Source organism: Pseudomonas arabinosi, assembly GCF_047758675.1.
Lineage (GTDB): Bacteria > Pseudomonadota > Gammaproteobacteria > Pseudomonadales > Pseudomonadaceae > Aquipseudomonas > Aquipseudomonas arabinosi.
Genome location: NZ_CP180480.1, coordinates 3,263,286 through 3,276,205, shown reverse-complemented (window position 1 = coordinate 3,276,205; position 12,920 = coordinate 3,263,286). Strand labels below are relative to the sequence as shown.

The 12,920-nt window shown below is 58.3% G+C and carries 10 protein-coding genes; 1 reads left to right on the top strand and 9 read right to left on the bottom strand.

The genetic code is table 11. From position 1 onward, the window contains the following. Positions 1-20: 20 nt before the first annotated feature. The 5 genes from ACMXYJ_RS15405 to ACMXYJ_RS15385 form a co-directional block, all read right to left on the bottom strand. The gene (locus ACMXYJ_RS15405; RefSeq protein ID WP_415760515.1) at positions 21-959 is read right to left on the bottom strand and encodes a DUF6708 domain-containing protein; all 939 of its coding nucleotides are present in this window, start codon (positions 957-959) and stop codon (positions 21-23) included. Further along, positions 956-4,231, bottom strand: coding sequence for a toxin VasX (locus ACMXYJ_RS15400; protein WP_415760514.1), 3,276 nt, complete (start codon positions 4,229-4,231; stop codon positions 956-958). Before ACMXYJ_RS15400 ends, ACMXYJ_RS15405 begins: the two co-directional genes overlap by 4 nt. Then, positions 4,228-5,094: a DUF4123 domain-containing protein gene (locus ACMXYJ_RS15395; protein ID WP_415760513.1), complete on the bottom strand. Its 867-nt coding sequence runs from the start codon at positions 5,092-5,094 to the stop codon at positions 4,228-4,230. Before ACMXYJ_RS15395 ends, ACMXYJ_RS15400 begins: the two co-directional genes overlap by 4 nt. Continuing rightward, positions 5,091-7,136 (bottom strand): type VI secretion system tip protein VgrG, encoded by a 2,046-nt coding sequence (gene tssI, locus ACMXYJ_RS15390; RefSeq protein WP_415760511.1) that lies wholly within the window; start codon positions 7,134-7,136, stop codon positions 5,091-5,093. The genes ACMXYJ_RS15395 and tssI overlap by 4 nt, the downstream gene beginning before the upstream one ends. A 135-nt stretch (positions 7,137-7,271) precedes the next feature. Then, entirely contained in the window at positions 7,272-7,787 is a 516-nt protein-coding gene (locus ACMXYJ_RS15385) for an Hcp family type VI secretion system effector (RefSeq protein ID WP_415760510.1), read from the bottom strand. Positions 7,788-8,407: 620 nt separating this feature from the next. Between ACMXYJ_RS15385 and ACMXYJ_RS15380 the strand changes: the two genes are divergently transcribed. Further along, positions 8,408-9,463 (top strand): alpha/beta hydrolase family protein, encoded by a 1,056-nt coding sequence (locus tag ACMXYJ_RS15380; protein ID WP_415760509.1) that lies wholly within the window; start codon positions 8,408-8,410, stop codon positions 9,461-9,463. Positions 9,464-9,700: 237 nt separating this feature from the next. Here the strand turns inward: ACMXYJ_RS15380 and ACMXYJ_RS15375 are convergent, their stop codons facing one another. The 4 genes from ACMXYJ_RS15375 to ACMXYJ_RS15360 all read right to left on the bottom strand — a co-directional run bounded on the left by ACMXYJ_RS15375 (position 9,701) and on the right by ACMXYJ_RS15360 (position 12,531). Next, positions 9,701-10,117: a nuclear transport factor 2 family protein gene (locus ACMXYJ_RS15375; protein ID WP_415760508.1), complete on the bottom strand. Its 417-nt coding sequence runs from the start codon at positions 10,115-10,117 to the stop codon at positions 9,701-9,703. A 30-nt stretch (positions 10,118-10,147) separates the two neighbouring features. Next, entirely contained in the window at positions 10,148-10,768 is a 621-nt protein-coding gene (locus ACMXYJ_RS15370) for an NADPH-dependent F420 reductase (protein WP_415760507.1), read from the bottom strand. Between the two features lie 113 nt (positions 10,769-10,881). Next, the gene (locus tag ACMXYJ_RS15365; RefSeq protein WP_415760506.1) at positions 10,882-11,847 is read right to left on the bottom strand and encodes an SDR family oxidoreductase; all 966 of its coding nucleotides are present in this window, start codon (positions 11,845-11,847) and stop codon (positions 10,882-10,884) included. 48 nt (positions 11,848-11,895) lie between these two features. After that, complete coding sequence (locus ACMXYJ_RS15360) at positions 11,896-12,531, bottom strand: NADPH-dependent F420 reductase (protein WP_415760505.1); 636 nt, start codon at positions 12,529-12,531, stop codon at positions 11,896-11,898. Positions 12,532-12,920: the final 389 nt, after the last annotated feature.

Sequence of the window (12,920 nt, the reverse complement as noted above, 5' to 3'; positions counted from 1 at the left end):
GCGCTCCTTAGTGTTGACAGTCATGCGACTTGTGCTGAATCCTCCAGCGTTGCTTCACGCTTGGCAATAGCCACTTCCAACTCCGGGGAGCGCTTGGCCCATTGCTCGGCCGGCAGTGTTTTGGACCATTCTTTTATTTCCGGGGCGGTCAAGTCGGGCGGCGGAACCAGCTTGCGTTCTTGCAAATAAAAACCCAAGGGAGCACCTAAAAAAACAGTGAAGAAAACATCATTAATGGCAGATTTAAAGTCTCCCTTGGCAGCAGACTTCAATGCGTCAAACAAAATGCTAACGGTCCAGCTGATCAAGCCCTTTTTGCTGTTCTCTCCCTCGAAGTTGCACTTCGGAACGGCTTCAGGCCCAACCTCCATGTAGCTGCGCATGCACTCCCAGAGACACATGGCCGTTTCGCCGCCGCCGCAACTGAATCCCAAGCTGAAGTCTCGTTCCTTCTCCGGTGCATCTGGGTCGGGATTGCGAAAGCCTACGACCAATAGGCCTTGAGTAGTTTTACCGTGCTGACCGACGGAGTGGATTGCTACCGCTTGAGCAGTAACCTGCTCCCAAGGGACTATCCAGTAACGGCCGTCATTGAATGGCACACAGACCTCGCGGCGCTGGCGGTTGAAGCGTACAGGTAGCGGCACGGGCTTAGTCAGCCCATGTAAAAGGATCAATATCGGAATACCAACTAGCACCAACGACAATAGGGCTGTTCCCACCAGCCTCTCGCCATTTCGCTCTATGTAGATCATGAGTAAACAGAGCATTACCACCGGCCACAGCACCATGACAGCAGAGCCAATGCTGTAGGAGCCAATATCAAGATATACCTCGTTCTTGCGCCAGATAGTATTGAGTACATCCTTGGGGGGTTGTCCGGTCGGAACGGCAAGTGGTGCTAGGTAGTCCTCCCGCGAGAGCGCACCCCTGCGGCTGTTGGGCGAAGGTGAAGTCATACCTTTTCCTTGGGTGTCAAATAGCTTGAGTTCTGCTGAGGGCCTAATCGATGAACGATGGCCCGATCCAATTCAGGAGTCGGTTCGCCGGAACGTAAAGTGATGATTTCGCCGTCAGGGCTCAGCAGGCCGCCATTTGGCGATAGTGTATAGGCTACGCCTTTGGCGCCACCGATGGTAACACCGACACCCGCGAGCAGCGCCACCGGACTGAGGTAACACAGGCGTAAGGATAGTCGTGTGAGAGGTTGTGGGAAGCTTCCGCTCAGGCGCAGCCCTTGACCCGCATCTACAGGAATCCAGTTGCATTGGGTGGCATTCAGCCAAGTGGCTCCGAGGTCTGTGGGGGTTCCCCGCGTGCCAGTACCCAAACCGGCGGAAACAGGGGTTAGGTTGCCACTCATGGCCAAGTCGATTTGTGCTGCGCCGGGGGCCGCACCGGGTAGATCAATTGTCAGTTGGCAGATTCCATCCTGTGTAATCGTGTCTCCCAGTGAACCACCGATACGCACTTCGCGCGTATCCATAGCTAGACGGGGTTGGTAGAGCAGAATCATCAACTCGTTGATTTCATCTTGTTGGGCCTGAGGTGCGATGCCTTTGTTAGTTTTGGCCCGGCGATGGGACCAGCAGCAGTTGGCGAGGTAGCTTTGCAATGGGCTGGCTTGGCGGAACCAAGCGAACAGGTAAAGCCCCCCGAGCGCCAGTAGCAACAGATTCAAGGGGCCCATGCCCAAGCGGAAGCGGCGTATCGCTACTGGAGTGCTGATTGTATTGGCTAGACGCAGGCTGGTAAGGCTAAGGCCTAGTAGTCCCTGCGCGAAGTACACTGCAACTTGGCCGGTCACGGCCACTTGCTTGAGTCTGAGCCAAGGGTCGACATTTTCTTGAGCACTTGCGATCTGACTGTTCAATGAGTTCCATTCGTTGTACGCGGCAAACCCTGACAAGCCTCCCACAATCGCCCCGAATAGAGTTAGCGTCGGTGCAGTAAAGGAGAGCTGGCCTTTAGCTAAGCTAACCTCATTCATCCCCTTACCCAAAATCACCCAATTCTGAATCACCGCCCCCAACGCTGCCCCTGCGTACAAATACGCTGACATGCTATCCGCCTGCCGTTGCGCATCGCTGCCTTCCAGCGCCGTTGCCTGTCCGGCATAGGTTCCGGCGTTGAGAATGTTGACCACCAGCGCCGCCAGCGGCAGTAGGCCACCCGAGGCTTTGATCGAGGGTGCGTTGACGATGCCGTTAACGCGACCGAGGCTGATGGCCTGAGCGGTGCTTCGGGTCCATTGGCTGAGGGCTTCAGCGTTCTGGCCGACCAAGCGCCAGACTTTGATACCGTTCTCTACGCCCTGCACAAGGCGGGTGTTATCGCCGAGGCGGATGACCAGGAATAATCCCATTGCCATCGCCGTGCCTTTGCTTGCATGAATCAAAGACGCGCCGAGGCGGGTCATGGTCGCCGTCCAGGCACCTTCCAGATTGCTCGCTAACCGCTCGATATTGCGCAGGGTGTCCGCGTCCAGAATCTTGAGTGCGGCTGCGCGGGAGTCGGCGAGGTTTTCCAGACTGAGCGCCGTGACCAGTTCGTTGAGGCGCGAGGTATTGTTTACCGCCGCTTCCAGGCTCGGACTCCACGCCTGGAACACCAGACGTAGCAAACCGGGGTCATCGCTACTCACGTAGTCGGCAAACTGTTTGGCGCCTTCGCTACGGCTGCACTGAGCGCTGAGGCAAGCGATCGTCAGGCTTTCCAGCCACTTGAGGTGCTCTTCGCTGCTCTGGTCGACAAACCACGTGCCGCTGTCATTGCGTGGCAGGTAGGTTATGCGATCGGCGTACAGCAATTGATGGCGTTCTTCGACCTGCTTGAAGTGCTGCGGCGCCTCCTGATCCAGCCAATGGTCCATGCTCGCCAAGTCGATGTATTCACCAACTTTGGTTCCGCCGCCACCTTCCAGATTGCTAGTTTTTTCCTGGCGATAATCTCGCACGACTTGTTGCGCTTCCTGATGCAGCTCGCTCGGGATGAAGCTGCGCACCTTGTTCAGTACGGCCTCTTCACGGGATCGAACCTGAGCCAACAGGCCATCCGCTTGGGCATGCTCATACTGTCGGCCGCGTTGTTGGTTGATGCGTGTTTCTTCCAGCATCAGGGTGTTCAGCTGCTTCTGACTGTCGATCAGGGTGTCGCCCTGTTCCGGTGTCAGTTGCAGGTTGTGTTCGCGATACCGGTAGTTGAGCAGGTTGGCAACTTCGCCACCGTCTTCGGTGACCATGTTGCGGATAAAGCTGCCGATGGTCTGGCGCAAGCTATTGTCGGCTACCCACTCTTCGTGTTCTGCCTCGACCTTGTTCTGTTCGTGGTCGATATCCCGCAACACCCCCAGATCATCATCCAGCGCAGCAAACACAGCATACAGCGGAGCTGACTCGCTCTTGGCTTTGTCCAGCCAGGCTTGCGTAGGTGCCAGTTCCCATGGGCTGGCGCTCCAATTCCCAGGCTCGACCACGGGCTCACCCGGTGGTTGCGTGCCGGCCGCCTGTTCGCGTTCGCGCAGAGATTCCGAGCTGGCGGAATAGGCTTTGATGTTGTCTTGAGTAGGCGCGGCTTGCGCTGTTTTGCGTTGTTCTTTCACGCCTTCGCGGTCAGTCGCGCCGTTCTTCTGATGTTCATGTGCGAGGGTTTTTTCGCGCACTTTCGGCATGAGTTCGGCCACCAGTGTCGGGGCTTTTTCGAGCGGCGGGCAGTGTTTGGCCGACAGGCGTTTGGCGACGTCGGTGAGGGCGATCTGACGCATACGCTTGCGACGTTCACCGTTCTTTTTCAGGCGCTCGCAGGCGTCTTTGCCCAATGGTACTTCGCTGTAGAGCATCCACGCGTCGGTGCTTTTGTTCACCGCGATTCCGGCGTTTTCACCGGTCGTCAGAGCAGAGTGGGGTTGCGTCAGCGGTTGTTCAACCAGCAAACCATCAGACGCGACGGCGTAGCGTTTGAGTGGTCCTTCGGCATGCCATAGATAGACGTAACCCGCGCGCAAGCGGCGCAAGGCCATCGGGTGGCTTTTGGTCGGGCTGGAAGGCGCGAAATCGGCATGTTCGGCGGACTGTTCGGCCATTGCGTAGCGGCTGGGAACCACGAAGATTTCGGGTTGGCGCGCAGGGCAGGTGGTAGCCGGGCTGGACAACTCTTCGTCGCCGAACTGGCATTGCGCTGCCTGATCGGCAGCGGCCAGGTTGCGGTTTTTATCGAGTGGTGCGGTGGTCATGCAATAGACTCCTTGTCAGTCAGCAGCCAATGGCGATGCAGTTCTACCAACAAGGCGTCCAGGCGTTGTGTGGCGTTAAGCGTTGGTTGTTGCAGGATCTCGCGGTAGGCCTGATGGTCGGGCGCTTGCGGAAACGCCGTGCCGTGCTCGGCAACCAGAGCAGACCAGCGCACCACTTCTTTTGGCGCAGAGTATCCGTGGCTGGCGGCGCCTTCACGGCAGAGCACCGCCCATTGCTGCTGGTCGGCAGTCGAGTGTTGGGCCAGACAGTCGGGAAAGTAGGTGTGGACGTGTTCCAAGAGCTGCTGATCGAAGGTTTCCAGCTTGCCTTGGTTGAGCTGTTGCAACTGCTGATCGTCCAGATACAACCATGGCCGTTCGGCATATTGCTCGGCGTTTTGCTGGCGTTGATCGCGCACGATCCACTGTTCTCCTTGACCATCGCGCCCGGGCAGACGCACTCGGCTGACCGGGCCCATCATGCGATCTTTTTCGCCCGGGATCAGAGTCGGCAGCCAATGGCGCATGACGCGCGGATCGTAGTAGCGAAACAGCAACGTCACCTCGCCAGTTACTCGAGCGTGAATCAGGCTGCGCAGGTGTTCAGCCAGTTGCGGCAAGGGCGCGTCGCTTTCAATCAGCAGGCCGGCATCGTGTTGCCAATGCTCCGTAAAGGCTTGTTCAAGGGCGCCATTGTTGCGGAGGAGAACCAGCGCTGGACCGACATCAAACACCTCTTTGTAGGGCGTGGCGTGATAGAGCCATTCGATAGTTGGATTGTCGTCCAGGCTGTACAAACGGGCCGGCAGGTTTTCGATCTTTGCTCCATCCAGAAGCAGATAACGCGTGGCAGCGGGGATCATTTCATCGCCTTCAGTTGTTGGCATATCTCGCAGACTGGCTGAGCCGTTGTGGCTGCTCGTTGTAGGGTTTGACGCAAGGCGGGCACCAGCAACTGCCCAGCCTTATCCGCATCCGCCTGCTTCAACGGCCCCGGCAACAATGGCGCCGCCCCCGTGCCGCTGCCCGGCCCACCGCCGGAGTTTATGTTGATCACCGGGCCGCTCAGGGTCACGCCGCCGCTGTCGATCTTGATGAAGCTACCCCCGCCAATCAGCGTCAGTTCGGCCCCCGCTTCAAGCACGACCTTCATGCCGCTGCTCAGGTGGATTTCCTGGCCGGCTTCGATGAATTGCCCAGTGCCGACCTTGATGTGCTGGTTGACGCCCACGGTGAGGTGGTCGTTGGCGCGGGTTTCGACTTTGCGGTCGGCGTAGACGGTGTGGTGTTCTTCGGCTTTGAATTCGCTGTAGCTGTTTTTCTCGACGGTGTCGTGGCGTTCGTTGCCGACGCGAATCTTCTGGTCGTGCTCGACGTTTTCGTCCCAGTCGCGTTGGGCGTGCAGGAAGATTTGTTCCTGGCCCTTTTTGTCTTCGATGCGCAGTTCGTTGTAACCGCCGCCACCGGGGGAGCTCAGGGTTTTGAAGGTGCTGCGGGTTTTGTTCGCCGGCAGGTCGTACGGGACGACGTTTTCCTTGTGGTACAGGCAGCCGCTGATCAAGGGCTGATCGGGGTCGCCTTCAAGGAAGGTGACGAGTACTTCCATGCCGATGCGCGGGATGGCGATGCCGCCGTATTGGGCGCCGGCCCAGGCGCTGGAGACGCGCAGCCAGCAGCTGGTCTTGTCGTCGGCCTGACCTTCGCGGTCCCAGTGGAATTGCACTTTGACGCGACCGTACTGGTCGCAGTGGATTTCTTCACCTTTGGGTCCGGTAACCACGGCGCTTTGGCTGCCGAGGATGCGTGGTTTGGGGTGATTGAGCGGCGGGCGGTTCGGCACGTCCCACGGCGTGGCCTGAAAGCGGTTGCGATAGCCTTGATGGAAATCGTCTTTCAGCGCGGTGGTGTCGCTGGTCACCGACTCTTCCAGCACTTGCGGCTGTTTGCCCTCGTGGAAAATTTCGGTGAGCAGCCAGAGGTCGTTCCATTTGGCTTTCGGGTGTTGGGTCAGCGCGAGGAAATGGCCGCTGACCAGTAACGGCTGATCGCTCTTGCCTTCGGCGAGCTGGAAGTCGCTGCGGTGACGTTCAAGGGCGCGGTTGGCCAGGTGTTTGCCGCGTTCGCGGTCGATGAAGCGACCGGGATAATCGTAGTCCTCGAGGTCGGGCAGTACGTCGCCACGGTTTTCGCTTTCGAGGGTGATGCGTGGTTTTTCGAAGTCGTAATCGCGGCGCGTGGTGCGGCTGGTGCGGGTTTCCAGGCGCAGGTCGAAACGCTTGATCACCGGGTCGCTGGCGACCATGCCCGAGTCTTGCTGATAGGCCACTGGTTTGAGTTTCGGGAACACCGTCTGGTCATCGCCGAACACCAGTTTGTGGGCCGTGGCGCTGTGCTGGAAGTGGTAGTGGATACCTTCTTCCTCGCACAGGCGCTGGATGAAGTGCAGGTCCGATTCATCGTATTGAACGCAGTAAATGCGCTCGGGATAAATCGCCCCGACTTTGAATTCGTAGGCGTTGCTTTGGATACCGTGCTCTTCGAGGACCATGCCGACGATTTTCGGTACGGTGAGGTTCTGGAAGATGCGCTGGTTGATGCGGTGCGCCAGGTAGGACAGTTGCGGGCGCAGGGTCACCGCGTAGCGGGTCAGGCGTTTGCCGGAATCACCCTGGGCGGCGCGATAGATCTGGCCATGGATGCCGCCGCCGTCGGGCGACAGTTGCAGGAAGGCCGGTTTGTGCAGGAGCGTTTCGAGGTCCAGGGACGGCTGTTCACTGACCAGCTCCACCTCAAACACAAAGGGCTGGCTGATGGCTTCCCGGCCTTGCAGGGCAAGGACCTGTAAGTCGTTGGAAAGGCCTTCGATAGTCAGGGCAAAGTGAGTCTGATTAGCCGGCGCGAACATCCCTTGTTCCTCGTGCAGTGCAGCGGCGTTCGCCAATAGCCCCAGGAATAAGGGATCAGCAGACGCAAAATTCCGGAAAGGCGTAAACAACATCGACCAGCAGAGCTGGCCGATGCGTGAAGCGGTCAGCCGCGATTAAGCGACTGGTTGACGCCAGTCATCGGAACCCGAAGTACCGGATACTTCGTGGGTCCAGGTGATTTTGCGGTAGGTGAACTGCACTTCTTCCAGGTGCGTGAAGTGCGAGTTCGACGGATCCTGGCAGTTGTGCATTTTGTTGTTGATGGCGACGATGATCGCGTCTTCCAGTTTAGTGGTGTAGTAGTGCTCTTGGGTACCCTGAGCAGAAGTACGGAACCACTGGATAACGATTTCGCTCATGCGCTCGCCGGAAGTCAGAGCAGCTTGCAGCAGTGGCGAAGCCTTGTCGTAGACCTTGGTGATCACGACTGGCTTGTGGACGCGCTGACCGGTCGGTTGGCCGGACTGCGGGTCACGCGGGATGATGACGTCGTGATTGAACGCCTGAACCATGACCTGGTCTTCGTGGCCTTCCTGGTAGGTGTTACCAACGGAGTCAGCGGTGAATGCGCCTGCAGTGATCAGGCCTTGTTTTTCGCCGGTAACCGACATGTACGCTGGTGTTGCCATGGGGTGCTCTCCTTGCGGATAAATTTAAGGTGCCCGGGAGGCGAAATCGCCCGGTGGGTGCCTGACTGTTATCAAGGAGCGTGCCAGGTTTTGCGAAGTCCCCGGAGGGCGGGGGTCAAAGTGCTTTAGCCTGCGATTGTGAAGGTTTTTCCCGGGGGAGCGAGGGCAAAAGTGCGCAAGAAGTTGCGCAGTACTGCACAACTTCTTGCGCACTTGGCTACAGGCCTCGTTGCGTATGGTCTGTAGCGCTTCAGAGGGGTGTTTTATTATGGGGTACTGTGCAACTTCTTGCGCAGTGTGGCTAAATGATGGCGCTTGAGATTTTAGGGGGAACTGATGACTTAAATCTTTGTTTTTTCGTTGATCCGGGTCGGCATATTCCCCCGTACGACCTATAGCTATATAGAACAGATATTATGAGTTTAAGGGCTGCTTTCGGTCAAAAACAGACGTTCAGCCTTCTCACTAAAGACCACGAATAGAGCTAACGATGGAATTTATGCGCGACGGTTCGAATGTGGGTTTTAATGTCCGTGCTTATATGCAGCCGAACGAAGATGGATGCCCCTAACGGCGGGTTCAGGTTGCCATGCACTCGTCTAATCAAGGAAGAAACGACATTGAAAAAAATAGCTTTCGGCGCCCTGTTGTTGACCTGGCTGACTACTATCGCACTCGCTGACGAGAACCCTGTCGGCTTCCAATCTTCCACACTGCCGGACTCGCACAATGACCGCGCACTGGAGATGGTCGTCTGGTACCCCAGTGCAACTACCGCCACCACGCAATTGATCGGCGATGATGTGGTGTTCGTCGGGGCTTCTGCCGTTCGTGACGCGCCGCCCGCTGCTGGCAAGCATCCATTATTGGTGCTCTCCCACGGGTACAGAGGTAACTGGAGCAACCAGATCTGGCTTGCCAGTGCTCTGGCTCATAGGGGTTACATCGTCGCCGCAATCAATCACCCTGGCACCACCACTCATGACCGTAGCCCTCAAGCAGCGGCGCAGTTATGGCAGCGGCCCGTTGATGTGCGTCGAGCCATTGATAGCGTCACGACTCAACCTGAAAAATTCGGCTTGGTCGCCAATGACCGAATTGCAGTAGTGGGCCATTCACTCGGCGGCATGACCGCCTTGGAGATCGCCGGTGCTCGTTTCGATCCAGACCGCTTCGCCCATGACTGCAAAGCACACCCGCAGTTAGCAAGTTGCACCGTCTATGGAAAGATAAACCCCGCAAGCACCTCAGAATCAAAGGCCGCGTTGGCCGCCGATTTGCGCGATAAACGCGTCACTGCTGTGGTTACATTGGACCTGGGCCTTTCACGGGGCCTGACCGATGAAAGCCTGATCGCGCTGCCGGTACCAACGCTGGTGATCGCTGCCGGCGTACCGTCGCACGATCTTCCCGCCGAGTTGGAGTCTGCCAACCTGGCCAAACGCCTGCCTGCGGCGTCAAGCCGTTACGTCGAAATCAGCGACGCAAGCCACTTCAGCTTCTTGTCGGTGTGCAAACCTGGCGCGGAGGTATTGCTCGAAGAAGAAGTACCAGGTGATGGCATCATTTGCCGAGATGGCGATGGCGCTCGCTCGCGTGGGGTGATCCAACAGCAGGTTACATCGCTGATCGACGAGTTTCTTCAGTCCTCTATCTACAAAGAAGGCAGTTTCTAAAATCGTGGTACGAGAACTGCGGCACTTCCTGATAGACAACTATCGGCCAAAAGAAGTCATTGGTTTTTGCTAGCAGACGGCACCAAACCAGCGGCAGTACCTCCAATAATGCACTGACCTAGGGAAGCGCCCGACGGCTCTTTAGCCAAATCTCTCATTTATCCGAGAAGAAAAAGACACACTTCGCGATGTCTTTCCCGCTCCCCTCCCCGACTGCGTACAGTTCTTCTCGATGAGTCAGGGCCTGGAGCCTGCGTCCATTTCGCAGGCCCGCGCCAGTGCTTGCGTATCGACGTACTCCCGAATGTTCGTCAGCTTTCCATTTCGTAGGGTAATGGCGAAGACCCAATCGTCCTCCCACGTCCTATTCGTGGCCTTAATTTTCCCCTTGGCGAAGCCGACGACCAGAACCCGGTCTCCCTGCGCCACGTATTCGTGGAACTCCATGACGGATGTTTCCATCTTTTCGGAAGCTTTCTGAAGCAGATCTGCCAATCCCGCATGCCCGCGGTGCGTGCCAGCCAGCGGCCAGTCCTCGCCCGGAATGATCCATTCAATATCTTCGGAAGTCAGCGCCAGTAGACCTTGCCTGTTGCTGCTGCCCATTGCTGTAAAGAAGTCCTTAACAACCTGAACATTCTTTTGTGTGTTCATAAAAATCTCCCCGTTTCTCTCGCATCTGATTCAGCCGATATCGACTTTCAACGCGATGTCCCAAGTGCCGGCACCGTTTTTGGCCAGGCCGATCATCATCAGGCCGAGCGCCTCAAGCGTCTGGGCCATTTGCAGGCCACCGACATCCAATGGACGTAGCCCGAGACTCTCGATGAACGTCGAGACGCGCGCCTTGGCCTCCAAATCGTCGGCGGCGATGAACGCATCGAGGGGGCCTCCCTTAGCAAGGACGTGGCCGAAAAGGGTGTTAAATGCCTTCGCGACATGCGCGCTGGCGGGGGCGATCCTGGCGATCTCCTGCGCACCAGAACTGCCAGCGGGAGTGACGAGGCCCTTGAGGTCCGGAGAGGCCGTGTTGGTGATGTCGATGATCACCTTGCCGTCCAGCGCGTCCCCGTAATCGGCCACCACCGATGCCGCTCCGGAGTACGGCACGGCGAGGATGACGATGTCGCCGGCGGGCGCGGCCCCATAGGTTCCTGTGGTCGCTCCGGCTCCCAGTTTGTCGACCAGCGCCTGCGCCTTGGCAGGGTCGCGGCTGACCACCTCGACGGTGTGTCCAGATTTGGAGGCACGACCGCCGATGGCCGCAGCCATGCCTCCTGAACCGATGATGCTGATGGTGCTCATGTGCAATCTCCAAATGAGTTGGGGTACTGCCCGCAGTCTCTGAGCGGGTTTCCCCAGGTTAATATCCCGTGTGTGCCGGGCTCGTTGCGACCCGGCGCACAGCCTCAGCTCACTCAGGCGACAGGGAAGTAGTGGCCATTGTCCATATCGGCAAACAGGCCGGGCTGCGTGGGTGTCCAGCCGAGCGTCTGGCGCGTGATAGCGCTCGACGCCGGGGTATCCAGCGTCACCAGGTTCGCGAGGAAGCCGAAGAAACCCGGCCCCATCATTACGTCCACAGGAATGGGCACGACGGGACGGTTCAGACGGCTGCCAATGGCCTGCGCGATCTCGCGGTACGGGATCGCCCCTTCGGCAACCGCATGCCAGGATCTGCCAGCGGGACTCTTCTCCAGAGCCAGGCGAAACAAGGTAGCGAGGTCGCGGGCATGCACTGCCGCCCACCGGTTGGAGCCGTCGCCGGGGTAGCCAACGACGCCTTTTTCCTTTGCTTGCCCGATCAGGACCTGAAGGAAACCGGCCTTGTCGGTTGAGCTGTGCATGATTTCAGAAATGCGCACGACCGAAGATCGTACGCCCCGGTCCGCGAGTCCAATTACGGTGGTTTCCACGACATTACGAACCCGCAGCGAGCCCTTGTAATGATCGCCAGCCGGAGAAAGAGCCGAATCCTCCTCGGTCGCCGGTCGGCTCTGGAGCGGCCCAGGAACCGGCCAACCCTCGTTGGTCGGCGAACCGATGCTGCCCGACACGACCAGCGGCTTTCCCGTTCCAGCCAGTGCATCACCGTATGCGAGCATGATCTGGACCTCCGCTGCGGCAACAGCGTCGATCCCGCCGACCGCAAGCAGGTCTTGTCTGTGCGCGACGTGGATCACGCCGTCGGCGGCTGCAGCCGCTTCCTTGAGCCCGTCGAGATCATCGAGATCACCGCGACGCACCTTTGCGCCGAGCGCCGTGAGCGCCTGCGCCGAACTGTCTGACCGGGCCAAAGCGGTGACCTCGTGGCCGGCGGCGATGAGGTCGGAGATGATGTACGGACCGGAATGGCCGGTCCCGCCAGTAACGAAAACGCGCATGTTGGTGTTCCTTGTAAGCGAGATGAAAAAATGGTGTTGCGGGTGCGCTCAGCCGAGAAAGCTGACGCCGATTGAGAAGTGGGTGTGCTTGGCGGAGTGAGCGATGAGGCCCAGCGAAAGCAGGCAGGCGTGCTCCAGCGTTCGCGCCATGAGCAGCGGCCCGATGTCCATCGGGCGTAATCCGAGGCTCTCGATGAATGCCGAGACGCGTGCCTTCGCCTGCGCGTCGTCTCCAGCGATGAACACGTCCAGCGAGTGGCCCTCGACAGGACCTGCAGCCAGGACGTGGGAGAAGTGGGTGTTGAACGCCTTGATGACTTCGGCGTCGGCAGGGGCCGCTTTGGCGATTTCCTGCGCGCCGAAACTGTCTTCAGGGGTCACAAAGCTTGTGAGGTCAGGCGCGACGGGGTTGGTGATGTCGACAAGAAGCTTGCCTGCCAATTCTTCGCCGTACTGTTTCACCACGTCGAGAACGGCTGAATAGGGAACCGCCAGGATCACAATATCCCCTGCCGGGGCGGCGCCGAACGTTCCTGTCGTCGCGCCAGCTCCGATCTGCTTGGCCAGCGCCCGCGCCTTGGCGACGTCACGACTCACCACCTCGACGGTGTGTCCGGCTTTGGCGGCAAGGCCGCCGATCGCTGAAGCCATGCCACCTGAGCCGATGATGCTGATAGTGCTCATGTGCAGTTTCCTTACAGATATGGGTTGATCATTCAAGGACTGCCGGCGTGATCCGGCGACTGCGTTCAACCTACGAGCCATGCTGGTCGTTTCACTTGCAAAACGCAAGTGAATATCAGGAAATTAGTTGCTCCACGCAAGTGATAACAAAAACACCCTCTCAGAGAAGACGTTCGGTCCCATTGCGCAGTGAAATATGGCGTGCAGATCTTCGGCGACCGGTGGTCACTCTTGATCATAGGAGGTGGATGCTCGACTAAGTCGAAGCCCCAGGTAGGTCAACGAAGAGGTGAAGGCGCTGGTCCGCAATGGCGGATGTATCTTTCCCGAGATTAAGGAATGAACCAGACGGCAAGCAAAAACGAGGTCAGAAACCTCGCGACCAGAAT